The organism is Amnibacterium soli, from assembly GCF_039544415.1.
In the GTDB taxonomy this organism is placed as follows: domain Bacteria; phylum Actinomycetota; class Actinomycetes; order Actinomycetales; family Microbacteriaceae; genus Amnibacterium; species Amnibacterium soli.
This window is the reverse complement of record NZ_BAABLP010000010.1, coordinates 1-17,283: the sequence shown is the minus strand read 5'-3', so window position 1 is coordinate 17,283 and position 17,283 is coordinate 1. Positions and strand designations below refer to the sequence as shown.

The 17,283-nt window shown below is 70.8% G+C and carries 24 protein-coding genes; 17 read left to right on the top strand and 7 right to left on the bottom strand.

Going from position 1 to position 17,283, the window contains the following annotated elements; all coding sequences use genetic code 11:
- Window positions 1–79 precede the first annotated feature (79 nt).
- The 3 genes from ABEA53_RS16485 to ABEA53_RS16475 all read left to right on the top strand — a co-directional run bounded on the left by ABEA53_RS16485 (window position 80) and on the right by ABEA53_RS16475 (window position 2,063).
- Window positions 80–487: a tautomerase family protein gene (locus ABEA53_RS16485; RefSeq protein ID WP_345482411.1), complete on the top strand. Its 408-nt coding sequence runs from the start codon at window positions 80–82 to the stop codon at window positions 485–487.
- Between the two features lie 151 nt (window positions 488–638).
- Window positions 639–1,499 carry a LacI family DNA-binding transcriptional regulator gene (locus tag ABEA53_RS16480; protein ID WP_345482410.1) on the top strand — a complete coding sequence of 287 codons (861 nt, stop codon included), beginning with the start codon at window positions 639–641 and terminating at the stop codon, window positions 1,497–1,499.
- Window positions 1,500–1,553: 54 nt separating this feature from the next.
- Window positions 1,554–2,063, top strand: a complete 510-nt coding sequence (locus tag ABEA53_RS16475) for a P-loop nucleotide/nucleoside kinase family protein (protein WP_345482409.1) — start codon at window positions 1,554–1,556, stop codon at window positions 2,061–2,063.
- 63 nt (window positions 2,064–2,126) lie between these two features.
- Here the strand turns inward: ABEA53_RS16475 and ABEA53_RS16470 are convergent, their stop codons facing one another.
- Window positions 2,127–2,687, bottom strand: coding sequence for a histidine phosphatase family protein (locus ABEA53_RS16470; protein ID WP_345482408.1), 561 nt, complete (start codon window positions 2,685–2,687; stop codon window positions 2,127–2,129).
- Window positions 2,688–2,830: 143 nt separating this feature from the next.
- Window positions 2,831–3,580, bottom strand: a complete 750-nt coding sequence (locus ABEA53_RS16465; protein ID WP_345482407.1) for an SDR family NAD(P)-dependent oxidoreductase — start codon at window positions 3,578–3,580, stop codon at window positions 2,831–2,833.
- 86 nt (window positions 3,581–3,666) lie between these two features.
- Here ABEA53_RS16465 and ABEA53_RS16460 point away from each other — a divergent pair, with 86 nt between their 5' ends.
- On the top strand, window positions 3,667–4,302 hold the full coding sequence (locus ABEA53_RS16460; RefSeq protein WP_345482406.1) for a TetR/AcrR family transcriptional regulator: 636 nt from the start codon (window positions 3,667–3,669) through the stop codon (window positions 4,300–4,302).
- A 26-nt stretch (window positions 4,303–4,328) separates the two neighbouring features.
- Here the strand turns inward: ABEA53_RS16460 and ABEA53_RS16455 are convergent, their stop codons facing one another.
- Window positions 4,329–4,811, bottom strand: coding sequence for a MarR family winged helix-turn-helix transcriptional regulator (locus ABEA53_RS16455; protein ID WP_345482405.1), 483 nt, complete (start codon window positions 4,809–4,811; stop codon window positions 4,329–4,331).
- Window positions 4,812–4,886: 75 nt separating this feature from the next.
- Here ABEA53_RS16455 and ABEA53_RS16450 point away from each other — a divergent pair, with 75 nt between their 5' ends.
- The 5 genes from ABEA53_RS16450 to ABEA53_RS16430 all read left to right on the top strand — a co-directional run bounded on the left by ABEA53_RS16450 (window position 4,887) and on the right by ABEA53_RS16430 (window position 9,392).
- Entirely contained in the window at window positions 4,887–5,384 is a 498-nt protein-coding gene (locus ABEA53_RS16450; RefSeq protein WP_345482404.1) for a pyridoxamine 5'-phosphate oxidase family protein, read from the top strand.
- A 219-nt stretch (window positions 5,385–5,603) separates the two neighbouring features.
- Window positions 5,604–7,001, top strand: coding sequence for an SPFH domain-containing protein (locus ABEA53_RS16445; protein ID WP_345482403.1), 1,398 nt, complete (start codon window positions 5,604–5,606; stop codon window positions 6,999–7,001).
- Between the two features lie 47 nt (window positions 7,002–7,048).
- Window positions 7,049–7,399, top strand: coding sequence for a hypothetical protein (locus tag ABEA53_RS16440; protein ID WP_345482402.1), 351 nt, complete (start codon window positions 7,049–7,051; stop codon window positions 7,397–7,399).
- Window positions 7,400–7,572: 173 nt separating this feature from the next.
- Window positions 7,573–8,157, top strand: coding sequence for a hypothetical protein (locus ABEA53_RS16435; RefSeq protein WP_345482401.1), 585 nt, complete (start codon window positions 7,573–7,575; stop codon window positions 8,155–8,157).
- 77 nt (window positions 8,158–8,234) lie between these two features.
- Entirely contained in the window at window positions 8,235–9,392 is a 1,158-nt protein-coding gene (locus ABEA53_RS16430) for a geranylgeranyl reductase family protein (protein ID WP_345482400.1), read from the top strand.
- Between the two features lie 6 nt (window positions 9,393–9,398).
- Here ABEA53_RS16430 and ABEA53_RS16425 read toward each other — a convergent pair whose 3' ends face one another.
- On the bottom strand, window positions 9,399–10,244 hold the full coding sequence (locus tag ABEA53_RS16425) for a UbiA family prenyltransferase (protein WP_345482399.1): 846 nt from the start codon (window positions 10,242–10,244) through the stop codon (window positions 9,399–9,401).
- 95 nt (window positions 10,245–10,339) lie between these two features.
- Between ABEA53_RS16425 and ABEA53_RS16420 the strand changes: the two genes are divergently transcribed.
- A complete protein-coding gene (locus ABEA53_RS16420; RefSeq protein WP_345482398.1) occupies window positions 10,340–11,359 on the top strand; it encodes an NAD(P)/FAD-dependent oxidoreductase in 1,020 nt (339 codons plus the stop codon).
- Window positions 11,360–11,592: 233 nt separating this feature from the next.
- On the opposite strand, the gene ABEA53_RS16415 is transcribed toward ABEA53_RS16420, so the two are convergent.
- Window positions 11,593–11,787: a three-helix bundle dimerization domain-containing protein gene (locus tag ABEA53_RS16415; protein WP_345482397.1), complete on the bottom strand. Its 195-nt coding sequence runs from the start codon at window positions 11,785–11,787 to the stop codon at window positions 11,593–11,595.
- Window positions 11,788–11,979: 192 nt separating this feature from the next.
- Here ABEA53_RS16415 and ABEA53_RS16410 point away from each other — a divergent pair, with 192 nt between their 5' ends.
- The 3 genes from ABEA53_RS16410 to ABEA53_RS16400 all read left to right on the top strand — a co-directional run bounded on the left by ABEA53_RS16410 (window position 11,980) and on the right by ABEA53_RS16400 (window position 13,125).
- Window positions 11,980–12,456 (top strand): hypothetical protein, encoded by a 477-nt coding sequence (locus ABEA53_RS16410; RefSeq protein ID WP_345482396.1) that lies wholly within the window; start codon window positions 11,980–11,982, stop codon window positions 12,454–12,456.
- Between the two features lie 84 nt (window positions 12,457–12,540).
- Entirely contained in the window at window positions 12,541–12,774 is a 234-nt protein-coding gene (locus tag ABEA53_RS16405; protein WP_345482395.1) for a putative quinol monooxygenase, read from the top strand.
- A gap of 135 nt (window positions 12,775–12,909) precedes the next feature.
- Window positions 12,910–13,125 (top strand): hypothetical protein, encoded by a 216-nt coding sequence (locus tag ABEA53_RS16400; protein WP_345482394.1) that lies wholly within the window; start codon window positions 12,910–12,912, stop codon window positions 13,123–13,125.
- Window positions 13,126–13,484: 359 nt separating this feature from the next.
- Here ABEA53_RS16400 and ABEA53_RS16395 read toward each other — a convergent pair whose 3' ends face one another.
- A complete protein-coding gene (locus ABEA53_RS16395) occupies window positions 13,485–14,048 on the bottom strand; it encodes a manganese efflux pump MntP (protein ID WP_345482393.1) in 564 nt (187 codons plus the stop codon).
- Window positions 14,049–14,223: 175 nt separating this feature from the next.
- Between ABEA53_RS16395 and ABEA53_RS16390 the strand changes: the two genes are divergently transcribed.
- Genes ABEA53_RS16390 through ABEA53_RS16375 form a run of 4 tightly spaced genes read left to right on the top strand, consistent with a single transcriptional unit; the run spans window position 14,224 to window position 16,289 of the window.
- Complete coding sequence (locus ABEA53_RS16390; RefSeq protein ID WP_345482392.1) at window positions 14,224–14,958, top strand: ZIP family metal transporter; 735 nt, start codon at window positions 14,224–14,226, stop codon at window positions 14,956–14,958.
- A 55-nt stretch (window positions 14,959–15,013) separates the two neighbouring features.
- The gene (cmtR, locus tag ABEA53_RS16385; protein ID WP_345482391.1) at window positions 15,014–15,367 is read left to right on the top strand and encodes a Cd(II)/Pb(II)-sensing metalloregulatory transcriptional regulator CmtR; all 354 of its coding nucleotides are present in this window, start codon (window positions 15,014–15,016) and stop codon (window positions 15,365–15,367) included.
- Window positions 15,364–16,053, top strand: a complete 690-nt coding sequence (locus ABEA53_RS16380; RefSeq protein ID WP_345482390.1) for a cation efflux transmembrane domain-containing protein — start codon at window positions 15,364–15,366, stop codon at window positions 16,051–16,053. The genes cmtR and ABEA53_RS16380 overlap by 4 nt, the downstream gene beginning before the upstream one ends.
- A 14-nt stretch (window positions 16,054–16,067) precedes the next feature.
- Window positions 16,068–16,289, top strand: coding sequence for a hypothetical protein (locus tag ABEA53_RS16375; protein WP_345482389.1), 222 nt, complete (start codon window positions 16,068–16,070; stop codon window positions 16,287–16,289).
- Window positions 16,290–16,548: 259 nt separating this feature from the next.
- On the opposite strand, the gene ABEA53_RS16370 is transcribed toward ABEA53_RS16375, so the two are convergent.
- The gene (locus ABEA53_RS16370; RefSeq protein WP_345482388.1) at window positions 16,549–17,037 is read right to left on the bottom strand and encodes a hypothetical protein; all 489 of its coding nucleotides are present in this window, start codon (window positions 17,035–17,037) and stop codon (window positions 16,549–16,551) included.
- Between the last annotated feature and the right edge of the window lie 246 nt (window positions 17,038–17,283).

The following is a 17,283-nucleotide window of genomic DNA, read 5'->3' as shown; positions in this document are numbered from 1 at the left end:
TGCCACCGACGAACCGCGGAGCCCGCTCAGCGAGCCGCGCCTACAGTGCCGCGACGCGTCCGAGCACCTTGGAGATCACATGCCCCTCGTCAGGATCGACCTCATCGCCGGCACCGAGCCGGAGCAGGTCCGGCGGATCGCCGACGCCGTCCAGGAGGCGCTCGTGAGCACCTTCGGCATCCCGGAGCGCGACCGGTTCCAGATCATCACCGAGCACCCCGCGTCGCAGGTCATCGCGCTGGACGCCGGACTCGGGTTCGAGCGCTCGGAGGGCGTCGTGATGATCCAGATCTTCACGCAGCAGGGCCGCACCCCGGAGGCGAAGCAGCAGCTGTACGCGGCCGTCGCCTCCGGTCTCGCAGCACTCGGCGTCCGCCCCGAGGACGTCTTCATCGGCTACGTCGAGAACGGACCCGAGGACTGGTCGTTCGGGTTCGGGCGCGCCCAGTACGTCACCGGAGAGCTCGCCGTCCCGCACGCCGGCTAGCGGACCGCTCCCCTGCAGGTGCACGGTCGAGACGGCGGGGCGGATGCCGCGGGCCCCGTCCGGGCCTACCGTCGTCCGGGATGACCGATCCGGTTCAACAGCGCACGTGCAGCGCACGAAGCTGATCCGCAGGAACGGAAGAGGTTCGGAAATGGGTGTGGTGTCGATCGCGGTCCCCGCAATCGATCGGTGGTACTTCACCGAGATGGTGCGGGGTGCGCAGCAGCGGATCGTCGCGGCCGGCCACGAGCCGCGCCTCCATCGCGTCGCGCTCTCGGACGGATCGACGGCCGTCGCGACCGCCACGCTTCATGCGGACTTCCAGGATCCGGAGGTCATCGGCGCGGTCGCGGGAGGCTTCCGCTACCGAGCAGGCGCGCAGACCGTCGAGACGTCGTGGAAGCGCCCGCTGGTGCTCGTCGGCGGGAGCGCACTCGGCTTCCCCACCGTGATGGTCGACGATCTGACCGCAGGACGCACCGCGACGGAGCACCTCCGCGGTCTCGGCCACACGCGCATCGCGCACTTCACCACGTCGATGGAGCACCAGGCCGGGCATCTGATCATCCGACGGCGCGCGAAGGGCTACCACCTCGCCATGGGGGCGGGCGGCCTCGAACCGCTCGTCGTCGAGCACGACCTCGACCAGACCGCGGCGTTCGAAGCGGCGCGCAGGGTGCTGCGCGCTCCCGATCGACCCACCGCGGTGTTCGGCGTGACCGACGACATCGCCATCGGCGTGCTCGAGGCCGCCCGCGAGCTCGGCCTCCAGCCCGGACGCGACCTCTCCGTCGTCGGCTTCAACGATCAGCCCGAGGCCCTCGCGGAGGACCTCACGACCATCCGGATCCGACCGGCCGAGATGGGCGCAGCCGCCGTCGACATGCTCCTCGCCGGGCTCACCCCGGGCCTCGATCCCGCCCGGTCCCACCTGCACTCCAGCACCCTCGTCATCCGCAGCAGCACGGGCCCGGCCCGCACCGCGACGGGCCGGAGCTCAGCGGTCCGGTGAGCCGCGATCGACCGTGGGAGTGCGCTGGATTCAGCACGTGGACGACCCTCGACGATGACCGAGCAGCAGCGGAGGCGCCTCATCGTCATCTGCGGTCCGAGCGGCAGCGGCAGGACGACGCTGGCCGATGCGGTCTCCCGCGAGCTGCACATCGCCTGCCCGCACGAGGACGCCATCAAGGCCGCACTCCACGACGTCGGCATCACGACCCCGCACTCCTACGAGATCTTCCGGACCCTCGCGGAGCAGCAGCTCGCGAACCGGGTCGACCTCATCCTGGAGGCGACATTCCACGGTCCCGATGCCCCGGACCTCCTTCGCAGATGGCAGCGCACCGACGAACTCGACCTCACGACCGTGGTCTGCTCCGCCGCTGACGGGACGCGACGCATGCGCATCCTCGCCCGGCCACGCCACCCTGCGCACGCTGAAGCCGACCGACAGCAGCTGCAGGACCCCGGCTCCACGACGGACCACACCGCCTTCCCCGGTCGGCTCGTGCTCGTCGACACGGACCACCCGTTCGCCGACACCCTCCGGAGCGCCCTCACCCAGTCGCTCTGAGCGGCGCGCATCGCCCGTGGCCGAGCTTTCAGACGCCCGGCCGCGGGAACCGGGCAGCGGGCGTCAGAGGATCGGCTCCCACGGCGAGAGCAGCGTCCAGGTCCGCGCGTCGAATCGGAAGCAGCTGCCGAGTCCCGGCTGGTCGAACGCGCGACTGATCGGTGCGGACATGAGGCTCGCCATGAGCAGGGCACCGACCCCGCCGTGCGCGACGAACGCGATCGCGGGATCGGCTCCGGCGCACAGGTTCCTCCGCACCGCGGTCTCGATCCGGTGCTGCGCGTCGATCCCGCGCTCCCAGCCGCGCACCGACACCTCCGGCTGCGCGAAGAAGTCGTCGGCCGTCTGCTCGAACTCGCCCGGCGGGAGGTAACCGGTCGCGGTCCGGTCCATCTCGCCGAGCCCGGGATCGACGGTCGTCTGCAGGTCGAGTGCCTCGGCGAGGATGGTCGCGGTCTCGATCGCCTTCCTCTCCGCGCTGCAGATGACCGCTTGAGGCGCATCACGCAACTGGCCGGGAAGTCGAGTCGCCCGGTTCCTCCCGACCTCCGACAAGCTCCAGTCCGCGATCGGCACGCCTGGATCGACGACCACCTCCGGGTGCGTGATGGAGATGCATGCCACGCGCTGAAGCTACCGATCGACCGGTGCGCGCTTCATGCCGGACGGAGTGCTGAGGCGCACTCCCCCGACTCGACGGAAGGCACCGTCCCGGGCGACGGACCGGCTCGTGGTCGCCCCGGGCCGTCGCCCCTCGAGCGCGGTGGTCAGACGGCGATGCGGCCTCCGTCCACGGGGACCACGGCGCCGTGGATGAAGCCGGCTCCATCGGTGGCGAGGAAGACGATCGCCTCGGCGATCTCCTCGGGCTGTCCGGGTCGTCCTGCGGGTCCGGCCGCAGCGAGCTGGTCGAGCGCCTCGCCCATGGCGGCGGTGCCCTCGGTGCGGGTCGGGCCGGGGCTGACGGCATTGACCCGGACGCCGGCGGGCCCGAACTCGGCCGCCCACGACTTCGTCAGCAGCACGAGAGCCGCCTTGCTCGCGCCGTAGAGCGCCATGCCGGCCGCGCCGAACTCGGCGACCATCGTGGTGACGTTCACGATCGCGCCATCGCCGCGCTCGGCCATCCCGGGTGCGAGGGCAGCCACGAGGAAGTAGGGCGCCGCGACGTTGGTCGCGAAGACCTGGTCGAAATCGCCCTGGGTCGTCTCGGCGGTGGGACCGAACGGGAAGATGCCGGCGCTGTTGACCAGGACGTCGACGTGCCCGCTGCCGAGCTCGGTCGCACGAGCGGCGAGCGCGCGGGCGCTGTCGGCGTCGGCGAGGTCGGCGCGCACGAAGTCCGCCGAGCCGCCGGCGGTCCTGATCGCGGTCACGACCTCCTCACCACGAGTGGAGTCGCGGCCGGACACCACGACGTGCGCGCCGCGCGCAGCGAGCATCACGGCGGCGGCACGACCGATGCCGCTCGTCCCTCCGGTCACCAGCGCGGTCTTGCCTTCGAGCGATGCAGTCATGTCGAGTCCCTTCAGACTGGAGTAGTCGCTCCAGACTGGCCGTCTCATTTTGGAGTGGCAACTCCATTCCGCGCTAGGCTGCCGTCATGCCATCGACGACCATCGCGGAGCACGCAGCACCGACGCGACGACTGACCGCGAAGGGCGAGGCAACCCGTGCGCGGATCGTCGAGGCGGCATCCGCCCTCGTGTTCCTGCACGGCGTCACGCGCACGGGCGTGGAGGACGTCCAGCGGGAGGCAGGGGTCAGCGCCTCGCAGCTGTACCACTACTTCGGCGACAAGCAGACGCTCATGCGCGCCGTCATCGCGCACCAGACCGTCGAGGTCCTCGCCGCTCAGGGGCCTGAACTCGACGCCCTGGACAGCTTCGAGGCGTTGGACCGGTGGCGAGACGGGCTCGTCGCGCTCCAACGGGCACGCCACTGCGCCGGCGGCTGTCCGATCGGGTCGATCGCGGCCGAGATCGCCGAAGACGACCCCGACGCTCGAGCCGACCTCGTCGACAGCTTCGAGCAGTGGGAGGCGCCGCTCCGGAGCGGGCTCGCGACGATGCGGGACCGAGGGGCCCTTCGCAAGGACGCCGACACGGACCGGCTCGCACTCGCGCTGCTCGCCGCCCTCCAGGGCGGCCTGGTGCTCACCCAGCTCCGCCGGACGACCCTCCCGCTCGAGACCGCGATCGACGCCTCCCTCGAACTCATCCGCAGCTACCGCGCCTGACCGACTGCGTCGCCCGCGCCGCCGCCTCACGCACTCCAGAGCTGGTCGCCGTCCTTCGGCCGTGCACCGCCGGTGGCATGCACGACCTTGAGCAGCAGCCGGTTCAGCTCCGCGCTCTCAGGCAGGGACAGCCCCGCGTCGGTCAGGTCGTTCGCGCCGAGGGCGACGTCACGGACCTCGTCCAGCGCCCGGCGCCCCTGCTGCGTGATGCGCACCGGGTTCCGCCGGCCCCGCGCCCGGTCACCGCTCCGCGCGATCAGGCCGCGCTGCTCCAGGCCGTCCACGAGCGGCGCGACGCTCTGCGGCCGCACCAGCACGGACCGGGCGAGATCCGCCTGCGTCATCTCCGCTGCGACCGCCAGGTGGGCGAGCACGCCGAACTGGATCGGGTTCAGGTCGTGCACGGCGAGGCGGTCGGTCAGGCGTTGACCCGCCAGACGGGCCACCCGCACGAGACTCCAGGTCAGGTTGGCGTCGAGCTCCCCCGCGGTCATCGCCCCGTCCGGCACGCGCACATCCCTCCACCAGGTGGCCGACCTACCGTCAGCATGCAGTTTCCTGTTAGTCCTCGAGAGGATACGACCATGAGCGACTCCACGACCGATGACCGCCAGCACGTCGCCGACCTGGTGCGCGACGCGAAGGTGGCGATGCTGACCACCATGACCGCGGACGGCAAGCACGTCAGCCGGCCGATGGGCCTGCAGGAGGCCGAGTTCGACGGCGACCTGTGGTTCTTCGCCTACGACGACTCCGCGAAGGCGGCGCAGATCCGGCAGATGCCGTCCGTGAACGTCTCCTTCTCCGACACCAGGGGCCACTCCTGGACCTCGATCGCCGGCCGGGCCGAGGTCGTGCACGACCGCGCGAAGGCCGAGCAGCTGTGGTCCCCGGTCCTGAAGGCCTGGTTCCCGGACGAGCTCGAGACCCCGGGCATCGCCCTGATCAGGATCGAGGCGGAGACCGCCGAGTACTGGGACGCGCCGACCAGCACCGTCGCGTTCGTCGCGGGCAACCTCCGCGCGGCCGTGACCGGCAACCCGAAGAAGGACCCGATCACGAACGAGACCGTCGAGCTCTGACGACGAATGGCTCGGACGGCCCGAGTGGACCCGCCCCCGAGCGCGCCCGGGCGGTTCCTCGTCCTCGGCGCAGACGGGCCGTCCAGCCGACTCGTCGTCCAGCAGCCCCTCGATCACGGGCTCCGCATCGCCTCCACACGCGCTGATCGAGCAGATCCGGGCGGTGTCGAGGGCGCCCTCGTGGTCCGCCACCGCGACCCGATCCGACATGATGTGCGCGTGATCACCGGAATCGCGTCCATCGCCGTCGTCGTCATCGTGGTCGCGGTGATCCTGCTGATCGTGCTGTTCACGCTGCTGCGCGGCATCAAGGTCGCCAAGCCGGACGAGGCGATCATCGTCACCTCCCGCCAGCGCGGAGCGCGCACCGGCGAGGAGGCCGACGAGAACGCGGGCCAGCGCGTGGTCTTCGGCTCGCGCGTCTTCGTGAAGCCGATCGTGGAGGCGCACTTCAAGCTGAGCCTCCGCAGCCGGCAGCTGAACGTGCAGGCCACCGCGCAGACGCGCGACGCGATCACGATCAAGGTGAACGCCGTCGCCGTGGTGAAGGTCGGCGGGTCGGAGCAGATGGTCCGCGCGGCCGCGCAGCGGTTCCTCAACCAGCAGGACCAGATCGAGTCCTCCACCGAGGAGGTCCTGTCCGGCTCCGTCCGCTCGATCGTCGGCCAGCTGACGGTCACCGAGATCATCACCAACCGTCAGGCCCTGCAGGGGCAGGTGCTCGAGGCCGTGCGGGAGTCGCTCGACGTGCAGGGCCTGCAGATCGACACCCTGCAGATCAAGGAGATCGACGACGACAACGGCTACATCCGCGACCTCGGTCGCGGTGAGGCGGCCCGGGTGAAGCAGGTCGCCGAGATCGCCGAGTCCGTGGCGCGGCAGGCGTCGGAGGAGGCGCGGATCGGCGCCGACCAGGCGGTCGCCGAGCAGCAGCGCAAGCTCGACCTCCGGCGTGCGGAGATCCGCAAGGAGACCGACCGCGCCGGTGCCGAGGCCGCTGCTGCCGCACCGCTCGCCGAGGCGATCGCGCAGCAGGAGGTCGTGTCGCAGCAGGAGGTGACCGCGGGCAAGCGGGTCGGCCTCCGCAGGCAGGAGCTGGACGCCGAGGTGCGGGCCGTCGCCGACGCGGAGGCGTACGCGGTCGCCACCCGCACCCAGGCCGAGGCGCAGGCCGAGCGGAACCGCCGCATCGCCGCCGCCGAGGCGCTGCGGGCCGAAGGCGAGGCGGAGGCCGGCCGCATCCGCGCGACCGGTGCCGCGCAGGCCGAGGCCAGCCGGGCGCAGGCCGAGGCGCTGCAGGAGCGCGCGGCCGAGCTGCTCCGTCAGCAGCTGATCGAGCAGCTGCCGGAGATCGTCCGCGCCGCCGCAGGCCCGCTCTCCGGGATCGGCGCGCTGACGATCGTCTCCACCGACGGCGACCCCACGGGGCAGCTCGGGCAGAGCGTCGCGGGCCAGCTCGCCACCTCCACGAAGCTGATCAAGGACCTCGTCGGCATCGACATCGCGGAGATCGTGAACGGGCGCGCAGCAGGGGCGGCAGCAGGCGCGGCCGCGGGCGAACAGCTCGCGCAGCGGGCCACGCGCACGACGACGCCGGACGCCGCCGCCGCGGAGTGACACGAGGGGCTGATGCAGGAACGGTCGACGGAGCGGAGACTGACGCCGTGAGGATGCTCCCCGCGAAGAAGTCGACGCTGCTGCTCCTCGACCGCGGTGTCGTGTTCGTCGTGCTCCTCCTGCTCGGCGCCCTGGCCCTGAGCTCGCCGCTGCTGGCCGGCATCAACGGCATGCGCATCACGGGATGCCGAAGCGCCTGCAGCGCCTCGCTCGTCGGCGCCGGCGGCGCGGTGATCATGGCCGGAAGCATCGGGGCGACGGCGATCGCGTTCATCGGCCTGCTCGTCCTGCCCCGACCCGACCGCTACCTCTGGTGGCTGCCCTGCTCGGCCCTCGTGATCGCCGCGGGCATGCTGCTGCTCGGGAACCACCTGATCGACCTCGGGGTCGGAGCCTGAGGCCTGCCCCGGAGGCGGCATCGGGACGTCCCGCTCCCGTTCGCTCGAAGGCCGGGAGCACGGCCACCGGAGCAGGTCCACGATCACGGACCTGCGAGCGCCGTACTCAGCCGATCGCAGATGAGCGGATCAGGCACGCAGGGGCGCGACCGGTGCGTCCCTGGAGTCGGTTCGTGATGCCCGACGACAGCATGGTTGCGATGCGTGCAGCCCTGCTCAGCGCGCGTGATGTTCTGTCGTTCGTCCGACTCTCGCGGACGCCGAAGCACGCGGACGTGCTCGACGGGTTCATCACCCACGTCGGCGACAAGTGGGCCCTGGTCCAGACGACACGGGACGGCAGCTACTCCGACGGCTGGAACGCGTTCCGGATCGTCGACGTCGCACAGGTGAAGCCGCACGGCGAGACGTTCGAGACCCGCGTCAGTGAACGACAGCCCGAATGGCCACCCCGTGCTCCCTTCCCACTCGAACTCGACGAGACGGCCGACCTGCTCCTCAGCGTTCCTCGGTCGGAGTTGATCGGCATCGAGAAGGAGCGCCGGCGAGCCGCCGTGTGGATCGGGCAGGTGGTCGAAGTCGATCAGCGACGAGTGCGGCTCCATGAGGTCGACCCTCGAGCGCGATGGGCAGATGAACCGCTCGGATACCGGCTCGGGGCCATCAGCCGTGTCCAGCTCCGCTCCACCTGCATCACTGCGCTCAGCAGCGTCATCGACCTGACCATCGACGGCGGCTGGTCCCCCGGGCGGCCGTGACAGCGCCGCCGCACCAGGTCTGGGCCCGCCGAACCCCGCACCGGCTGACAGCCAGGCGCGGCGTCGAGCATGTGCACATGCGGCACCTGGAGCACGTCGACGTCCTCATCGTCGGATCGGGGCCCGCCGGCAGCGCAGCGGCGCTCGCTGCACTCCAGCAGCGCCCGGACGCGAGGGTCGTGATCCTCGACCGTGCGCCGCTCGGTCGGGACAAGGTCTGCGGTGACGGCATCGCACCGCAAGCCATCGCCGGCCTCGCCACGCTCGGAGTCGACGCGGTGGTGCCCAGCGAACTCGTCCCGGCCGTCCGGCTCTCGATCGCCGGCGGCGGGGGCACGGCCGCGGTCACGGCCGACCCCGGGGCGGTCGTCCCTCGCACCGTCTTCGACGAGCGGCTCGCTCGGGCCGCGATCGGGGCGGGGGCGGAGTTCGTGCAGGAGCGGGTCACCTCGCTGGTCCAGGACGGCGACGGGGTCGAGGTCGACGGGCGGTGGAGGGCCGGCGTGGTCATCGGCGCGGACGGAGCGCACTCCCGCGTCCGGCGGTTGACCGGGACGCCCGGGAACCGGGGACGCTCGCTCGCGATCGCCGTCCGCGGCTACGCGCCGACGCCGACGGCTCGGCCGCACGAGCTGCTGATCCGGTTGGACGCGCGCCGCGGCGGCGGCCTCTCGTACGCCTGGGCGTTCCCGCTGTACGACGGAACCACCAACGTCGGCTACGGCCTGTCGAGCGACGCGAGCGGCGGCGGCCGCGACGCGCTCACCCGCCGCCTCCGCGAGCTGCTGCCCGAGTACGACCTCACCGGGGTGCAGCTGACCGGGCATCCCCTGCCGCTGTCCACGTGGACGCCGCGCGCCGCGATCGGGCGCGTGCTCCTGGTCGGCGACGCCGCGAGCCTCATCAACCCGCTGACCGGGGAGGGGATCTACAGCGCCATCGTCTCCGGTGCGCTGGCCGGCGCGGCCGCGGCGGTCGAGGCGGCGACCGCCTCGACGCGGTACCGGCGGGCCCTCGCCCGACGGTACGGCCGACAGCACCGACAGCTCCGGCTGCTGATGCCCCTGACCGGCGTACCCGCCGTGCTGGATGCGGTCGTGCGGGCCGGCGCCGACGAACCCGCGCTCTTCAACCGGCTGCTCGATGTGGGACTCGGCGAGGGCGTCTTCCGGCTGCGGGACGCGGCGGCACTCCTGGCGCGGATCGACCCGCTCCGCTCCGCGCTGCGACCCTGACGAGCATCACGAGGTCACCCGGGCCAGACCTCCGGACAGCACCAGCATCGCGACGCAGAGCCCCGCCGCGAGCATCACCGCGACGAACGCGAGTCGGAGGCGTCGACCTGTCCGGGCGATCGCGATGGTCGCCCCGGCCAGCGCCACCACCAGCGCGGCCAGCGGCACCGCGGCCGGGCTGACGAGCACGGCCGGGGTGAACACCAGCGCTGCGGCCGACACGACCGCCGCGGCCGCCACGCTCGACGACAGCGCCGAGCCAGCCCGCTGCGGAAGCCCGAGCACACCCGCCTCGCGATCCGCTCGGATGTCCGGGAGCACGTTGCCGAAATGGGCCCCGACACCGAGCAGCGCCCCGGCGGTGACCGCCCACCACGGAGGCGCCGCGGGTGCGGATCCTGACAGTGTCGCGACGGCGGGCAACGCACCGAAGGCGACCGCGTACGGCACCGGGGAGAACGGCGTCGCTTTCAGCCCCAGGTTGTACGCCCACCCGAACGCGACTCCGAGCAGGTGCGCAGCGGCCGCCTGCCAGCCCAGCGCGAACGACAGCGGCACGACCGCCGCCGTCGCGACGGCGAGTGCGATGCCGAGCGTGCGCCGGGGCAGTGCGCCGGCAGCGACCGGTTTGTCCGTCCGCCCGGCGGACCGGTCGCGCTCGGCGTCGAGGAGGTCGTTGGACCACCCGATCGACAGCTGCCCGGACAGGACGGCCAGCAGCACCAACGCGACGACGCCGGGCGCACCGCCCGCGGCCAGTGCCTGCACGGTCGCGATCGCGGTCACCGCCGCCGTCGGAACCGGGTGGCAGGACAGGAGCAGCGAGATCCAGGGGGATCGGGCCGCGGGCACGCCCCACCATATGTGCGTCCGCGGAGAACACGCCCGCGCGGCGGCCCGCGCCCGTAGCGTCCAGCCATGCACATCGGCCAGCCCGAGCACCGACGGTGATCGACGTCCTGGTCGTCGGCGGCGGACCGATCGGTCTTGCGACGGCTCTGCATGCCCACGCGGCAGGTCTGCGCGTCGAGGTGCTCGAGCCGCGGTCGGGCCCGATCGACAAGGCGTGCGGTGAGGGGTTGATGCCTGCGGCGGTCGCCTCGCTCGCCGCACTCGGTGTGCGACCGGTCGGGATGCCGCTGCGCGGCATCCGCTACGCCGACCGCGGCCGGGCGGTCGAGGCGGCCTTCCCCGACGCCCCGGGCCGCGGAGTGCGCCGGCTCGAGCTGCAGCGCGCGCTCACCGAGGCGATCGAGGAGGCCGGCATCGCGGTCCACCGTGAACGCGCGGAGCGGATCCGGGTGGGTCCCGATGACGTCGCGGTCGGTGCTCGACGAGCGCGGTACCTGGTGGGCGCCGACGGGCTGCACTCCTCCGTCCGACGCGCAGCGGGACTCGATCGACGCGTCCGGAGCACCGCGAGGTACGGGCTGCGCCGCCACTTCCGCATCGAGCCTCGCTCCGACCTGATCGAGGTGCACTGGGGTCGACACGCGGAGGTCTACCTGACACCGGTGGGCCCGCAGGAGCTCGGCGTCGCACTGCTCGCCGCGCGCCGAGGCACGTGGGCCGAGCAGCTCGAGGACTTCCCCGACGTCCGCGATCTCATCGCCGGTGCCGAACCGGCATCAGTCGTGCGCGGCGCGGGTCCGATGCGACAACGCGCTTCCCGGGTCGCTGACGGCCGCGTCGCACTGGTCGGCGACGCCGCGGGATACGTCGACGCGCTGACCGGCGAGGGCCTTGCAGTGGGCCTCGCCGCGGCGACGGAGCTGGCGCGATGCCTCGCCGATGATCGGCTGCAGGACTACCCGGCTGCGCATCGACGCGTGACCTGGCGGTCGCATGCGCTGACCCTGGGCATGCTCTCGATCGCCCGCTCCCCGGTGCTGCGTCGAGCGATCGTCCCGATCTCGTCGTCCGTGCCGTGGGCCTACCGCGGGATGGTCGGTGTGCTCGCGCGCTGACGAGGCAGTCCACGTCGGGGCCGGGCTTCTCGAGCCGCTCTCCTCGCGACGCGCCCGCCCGCCCGCCCGCCTGCTCGCGGGGCGCAGCCAGCGGACAATGCGGGCGAGCAGCAGAACCCGCAGCGGTTCGCGATGACGGTCCCCGGAGCACCGACGACGGTTCCGGGGTCTTCTGTCATCCGCGCGACGAACCCCCTTTTGAAGCAACCCTGCATGCGGCCGCCGAGCGGGCCTCAGCCGTCCAGCTGCTTCTTGGCCGCGCGTTTGGCGAGGACCGAGACGTAGTCCTGCACGGGCCGGTCCTGGAGGTCCTCGACCTGGGCCCGCACCACCCGCTCGACCTCCTCGGGGTCCTTGCCGGGGTACTTCTTCTGCAGCACCCCCGCGACCTCTCGAACGACCTGCTCCGCATCGAAGTGCTCTGCCATGGTCCGGACTCTAGGCACCCGAGGTGAACCGGATCACTTCCGGTCCCTCTCCCGCGTCCACCTGCATCGGTCACCTGAGTCCTGGTAAGCGCCAGCCCGTCACCCGTCGATGGAGTTCCACAGCCTGCGCGTCGTCCTGCCGTTCATGCCGCGCCCCTCGCGCACAGCGGCGTCAGCACCTCCCTTCCGGTCATGACCCGTCCTCAGACCGGCACGATCGCCGCCGGCGGATTCCTGATGCTGATCGCGCTCGGGCTCGTCGACGCGCTGGCACTCCTCCCACGCGTGCTGGCTCCCTCCTCGAATGCGCCCGAGGTCTGGGCGAGCATCGCGACCAGGAGCGACCTGGCACCGGTGCTGGCCGGTCCCGTCCTGTGGGGACTCGTCTGCGCCGCCATGGCCGTGTGGTCTCTGCCCGCGTCACGCCGCCCCTCCGCACTGCGCATCGATGCGGTAGCACTCATCGGGCTCGGTGCACTCGCTCTGCTCCTCCAGTGCGCAGCCCTCGGGATGACCCTGTGGCTGTCGAACCACCTGCCTCCGTTCGAAGGCGGGGCCACCGCGCTTGGGACCGCACTCGCGCTGCTCGGAGCGCTCGCGACCAGTGCGGGCCTCCTTCTGCTCGCAGCACGAACAGCCCGACGGCGGAGACAAGAGTCGGCCACTTGATCGACGCGTCTCACCGACCTGCTGGTGCGACACCAGGCGCGGGGGTCCGGCCGACGCGGTCGTGGGCGGTCACCGTGCATCGGCATGGAGAAGTCGAACTCCTCCGACCGCTTCATCGTGCTCCGCGAGGACGCGGACCCGGACGTCCTCTGGAACATCGAGGTGTTCCGATCCGACGAGGCCAAGGACGGCTACGAGACCAGCGACATGGCCGACGAGCTCCGCGACGAGATCATCGGCCTGCTCGGCGAGCCACCGATGCGCATCGAAGCCCACCCCTACTCCGCCATCCCAGTGCTGCCCGGCGACGCCGAGTAGGCGCAGGGGCCGCCGTCGAGCCGGGAGGGGCTTCCGGCGCGACGAGGCGTCGGCCAGTCCGAGACGTGCTGGGGAGCGTCAAGAACACCCCTGGGGGTGGTGCTCGCTGGTTGTAACGGTCGCTACCGTCTCTCCGTGGGCAGCATGGTCATCGGAACGGCCCTGGTGGTCGTGGGGTCGGCTGTCGCCGTGCTCGGGCTGGTCGTCGGGATGCTGGTAGCGGGGCACCGCCGACTCAGTGATCCCGGCACGGCAGACCGGCTCGACCCGTGGTTCACCGTCATGGTCGCCGGGCTCGTAGTGGTCATCGTCGGCGCCGGCGACCTCGTGCTGCTGGTGCTGAGCGCCTAGGTCGCTGCTTCTGAGACGTCTCCATCGGCCCCGGATGCGAGACATGACATGTGTCCACTCGAAAGACCCCACACTGACCCGGGATCGAGATCGCAGACAGTTCGTCCGGGTGGACGCATTCTGGGGCTGTCGAGGAATCGCCCCCCGAAGAACACTGCCTCTCATGGGGTCGCGATGGCAGTAGCACTGGGGTTGATAGCCACAGGAGTCCTGATGCTGGCCTATGCGGTCAGCGGAGTACCGGTGAATCGCACCGACGGACCGCCGCAGGGAGATGTGATCCTCATCGCGACCAAGTCGAAGAAGAAAGGCTAGCCGCGCGGGTGGCGACCGAGGCGGCGAGATCTGGTGACGTCTCGTCAGAGCACGCCGAGGTGTTCGAGGAGGACCTGCGTGCCGATGCCGATCAACACCACGCCACCTGCGAGTTCAGCCGGCTTCTGGAACCGGGTGCCGACCTTGTGGCCGATGAGCACCGCGGCGATGGAGAGCACGAGCGTGGTCACGCCGACGAGAGCGACGGCGGTCCAGACGTTCACGTCGAGGAATGCGAAGGAGATGCCGACGGCGAGGGCATCGACGCTGGTGGCGAAGGAGAGTACGAGCAGTCGTCGCACACCCAGACTTCGTGCGACCTGTTCGTCGTCGGAGCGACGGAGGGCCTCCCACAGCATCTTGGCGCCGAGCAGGCCGAGCAGCACGAACGCGACCCAGTGGTCGACGGCGGTGATGTAGCCGGCGAAGAGGGTGCCGATCGACCAGCCGATGAGCGGCATGCCGACCTGGAAGAGCGCGAATGCGGCGGCGATGATCATCGCGTTGCGCAGCACCCGCCGGCGCAGCTGCACGCCTTCGGTCAGGGCGACGGCGAACGCGTCGGCGGAGACGCCGAAGGCGACGAACAGCAGGGCGGGCAGCGACATGCGCGGTGTCCTCACGAGCGGTGTCGAGGCAGCAGAGCGCTTCGACACGATGGTGTCGAAGGTCTCGCTCGCCCGGAACCGGGTGGCGCACCGGACAGGATCGTTCCTGTCAGCATGTCGATGCACCGCTCGCGCTGCTGCGCTGGGAGCTACTCCCCTTCGCCGTTCAGCCTAGATGACACGGGATCCCATGCTGCTCGCCGCCCTCGCACTCACCGCCGTTCCTGTCGCCGCCGCTCTGCTGTCCGGTGTCGTCGCGGCGATTCGTCGGCCGGGCCCTCGGACGACGAGTGCGCTGCAGCACTTCGCCGCCGGGGTCGTGTTCGCGGCGACCGCCATCGAGCTGCTGCCCGCGGTGCTCGAGCGGTCCCCGATCGTGGCGATCCTGGGCTTCGCAGCCGGCATCGTCGTGATGTTCAGCTTCCGCAAGCTCGGCGACGTGATCACGGTCCGCCGGGACGCACGCGGTGCGACCGGTTTCCCGGTCGGTCTGACCGTGGCGACGGGCATCGACTTCCTCATCGACGGCGTGATCCTCGGTGCCGGCTTTGCCGCCAGCAGCGCCGTCGGCGTCCTGCTGACCATTGCCTTGGCCGTCGAGTACCTCTTCGTCGGGCTCTCCCTCTCCGCAGTCCTCGCCGGCACCGTGCAACGCAGAACGGTCGCCCTCACCCCCGTGCTGCTGGCTCTGCTCACAGTCGCCGGCACCGCCGCCGGCGTGATCGTATTAGGAAGCGCGAGTCCCGCCGTACTCGCCGGGGTGCTCGCCTTCGGAGCCGTGGCGTTCATGTACCTCGCAACCGAGGAGCTTCTCGTCGAAGCCCACGAGAAGGGCGAGACCAGCCCCGGCAGCATCGGCTTCTTCATCGGCTTCCTCCTCTACCTCGTCCTCTCGGAGCTCATCCACTGACCGATGTTGGAGGTCGATCTCAACGACAGGTCAGCGGGCGCTGTACTGTCAGCACGTGCTGACGAGTGCTTCGCGGGTCGACGTGATGAACCGGCTGGGCCGCGCGATGGCCGATCAGACGCGGTCGCGGATCCTGATCGCCCTGCTGGAGAAGCCCTCCTACCCGGGCGAGTTGGCGCAGGATCTCGAGCTGACCCGGTCGAACGTGTCGAACCACCTGGCGTGCTTGCGCGGGTGCGGCGTCGTCGCCGCGGTCCCCGAGGGCCGTCAGACCCGGTACGAGATCGCGGACCCGCACATCACGGTGGCGCTTCAGGCGCTGCTCTCTGTCGTGCTGGCCGTCGACGACGGTCAGGCTTGCACCGCTGTGGACTGCGACGTGCCGCTGTGCTGCGGAGTCGGCGCATGAGCCAGCTCATCGCGCTCGGTACAGCGCCTCGCCTCGACGTCGCGCGCCGGATCGTGCAGCAACGACGGATCCGCTGGATCGTCGCGGCGACGATCACCTACAACGCCATCGAGGCGGTAGTCGCCCTGATCGCTGGAACGATCGCCTCCTCGACCGCATTAGTCGGATTCGGGCTCGACTCCATCGTCGAGGTCCTCTCCGCCGCCGCGGTCGCGTGGCAGTTCGCCGCGCCTGACCCGGAAACGCGAGAGCACCTCGCGCTGAAGGTGATCGCGGTGTCCTTTCTTGGACTCGCGCTCTACGTCACCGTCGACGCCGTCCTCACCCTCACCGGGCTGCGGCAACCCGAGCACAGCCCCGTCGGCATCGCGCTGACGGTGGTCAGCCTTGCGATCATGCCGCTGCTGAGCCTGCTCGAACGCCGTACCGGCCAGCAACTCGGCTCCGCCGCAGCGATCGCCGATTCGAAGCAGACCCTGATCTGCAGCTACCTCTCCGCAGCCGTCCTCGTCGGCCTGCTGCTCAACACCCTGCTCGGCTGGACCTGGGCCGACCCGATCGCCGGACTCATCATCGTCGTCTTCGCCATCCGCGAAGGCCTCGAAGCGTGGCGAGGCGATGCCTGCAAACAACCCGTCGCCGCCCTCACCGGCGATCAGCCGGCCACCACCTGCGACTGCTGCTGACCAGGCGGGGCGCCATGAACTCGGGCGAACGATTCCTACTCGACTACTTCGAGCTCGAAGCCACCGGCGCGGGCTATCGACTCTGGGCACCCGACGACCCCTCCCCCGTCGCCGAGATCGCCACGCTCCCCGAGCAGTGCCGCATCTGCATGCTCCGATCCGGACTCGAGTTCCGCTGCACCAGCCTCGACGAGGCCGAACGCAAGATCGCCGCCTGCCACACCCTCGGCCTTTGACGCTCTCCCTCCAGGTGTCCGCTCCCGGGCCACGTTCCGACGTCAACGCTCGTTCGAAGCCGCTTGAAGCCTCGTCTCGAATACCTCCTCGTGAGACGTTCCGCTCGGCAAGCTCGCGCCTACAGCCGCACTCATCCCGTCGAGGCAAAAGTCACCGGCGATCCCGGCTCGACTGAGTCCTGAGAAGCAGTCGACCTCGTCGCCCGCGGCTGCATCTCAAATCCCTGCTCGCGAGACTGCCTCGTCAGCGCAGGTGCGACTACGAGGCCGCGGTTCGTTGGAGCGTCTCTGTCCACGCCTGAAGGACGTCGCGCCATGCCGCAAGAGGCTGCAGGCGGACGATCCCTCGCGCTTCGTGATCCCACACCTGGAGCCCGGCCTCGTGCTCCATCGCGTACCTGCGCACGATTGCCACTGCATCAATTACGTACAGCGACTCAGGCACGCGCCCCTTGTAGCTGCGCGGTAACGGCTTCATCTCCTCGTCGACGGACGTGACGCTCGACTCTCCTTCGAAGTAGAGCACCGGGAACCGAACTGAGGTCAGGTCGCTCAAAGCGACCTCCGGATGACTCTCCGTGAAGGAGAGGTAGTCCCATACCGGCAGGTCGGGGCGGTCGGGTGAAGCAGGAGCGTCCAGCTCACCCATCAGCAGGTTCTCGAGATCCGCGTCAGGACGTTCTTCGAGCATGTTGCGCTTCATCTCGTCGCGCTCGGCATCGCTGACTCGGGCATCCCACCAAGGCATCGACCGACCCTTTCACGACCAATGAGCGAGACGTCTCACTCACCTGCTTCTGAGAAAGTCGGATGAGTCGCCTCCCGGCCCGGCCGCACTGGCCCATCGTTGCGGAAGCCTCCTCCGCGGCGTGGCACCACCGGCGGCCCCGTCAGGCACTACTGAGTCCGCCCTCCTCGATGGGCGGATCCGCCGGCGGAACGACAACGGGACGTGCTCGGCGCGAGCAGGCAGGTCCTCGACGGGTGGCGCCCG

Bases quoted from the DNA above. Each gene is read 5' to 3' on its own strand.
- ABEA53_RS16485 (WP_345482411.1), top strand. From the start codon at position 80: ATGCCCCTCGTCAGGATCGACCTCATCGCCGGCACCGAGCCGGAGCAG.
- ABEA53_RS16480 (WP_345482410.1), top strand. From the start codon at position 639: ATGGGTGTGGTGTCGATCGCGGTCCCCGCAATCGATCGGTGGTACTTC.
- ABEA53_RS16475 (WP_345482409.1), top strand. From the start codon at position 1,554: ATGACCGAGCAGCAGCGGAGGCGCCTCATCGTCATCTGCGGTCCGAGC.
- ABEA53_RS16465 (WP_345482407.1), bottom strand. From the start codon at position 3,580: ATGACTGCATCGCTCGAAGGCAAGACCGCGCTGGTGACCGGAGGGACG.
- ABEA53_RS16460 (WP_345482406.1), top strand. From the start codon at position 3,667: ATGCCATCGACGACCATCGCGGAGCACGCAGCACCGACGCGACGACTG.
- ABEA53_RS16450 (WP_345482404.1), top strand. From the start codon at position 4,887: ATGAGCGACTCCACGACCGATGACCGCCAGCACGTCGCCGACCTGGTG.
- ABEA53_RS16430 (WP_345482400.1), top strand. From the start codon at position 8,235: ATGCGGCACCTGGAGCACGTCGACGTCCTCATCGTCGGATCGGGGCCC.
- ABEA53_RS16415 (WP_345482397.1), bottom strand. From the start codon at position 11,787: ATGGCAGAGCACTTCGATGCGGAGCAGGTCGTTCGAGAGGTCGCGGGG.
- ABEA53_RS16410 (WP_345482396.1), top strand. From the start codon at position 11,980: ATGACCCGTCCTCAGACCGGCACGATCGCCGCCGGCGGATTCCTGATG.
- ABEA53_RS16405 (WP_345482395.1), top strand. From the start codon at position 12,541: ATGGAGAAGTCGAACTCCTCCGACCGCTTCATCGTGCTCCGCGAGGAC.
- ABEA53_RS16395 (WP_345482393.1), bottom strand. From the start codon at position 14,048: ATGTCGCTGCCCGCCCTGCTGTTCGTCGCCTTCGGCGTCTCCGCCGAC.
- ABEA53_RS16390 (WP_345482392.1), top strand. From the start codon at position 14,224: ATGACACGGGATCCCATGCTGCTCGCCGCCCTCGCACTCACCGCCGTT.
- ABEA53_RS16380 (WP_345482390.1), top strand. From the start codon at position 15,364: ATGAGCCAGCTCATCGCGCTCGGTACAGCGCCTCGCCTCGACGTCGCG.
- ABEA53_RS16375 (WP_345482389.1), top strand. From the start codon at position 16,068: ATGAACTCGGGCGAACGATTCCTACTCGACTACTTCGAGCTCGAAGCC.
- ABEA53_RS16370 (WP_345482388.1), bottom strand. From the start codon at position 17,037: ATGCCTTGGTGGGATGCCCGAGTCAGCGATGCCGAGCGCGACGAGATG.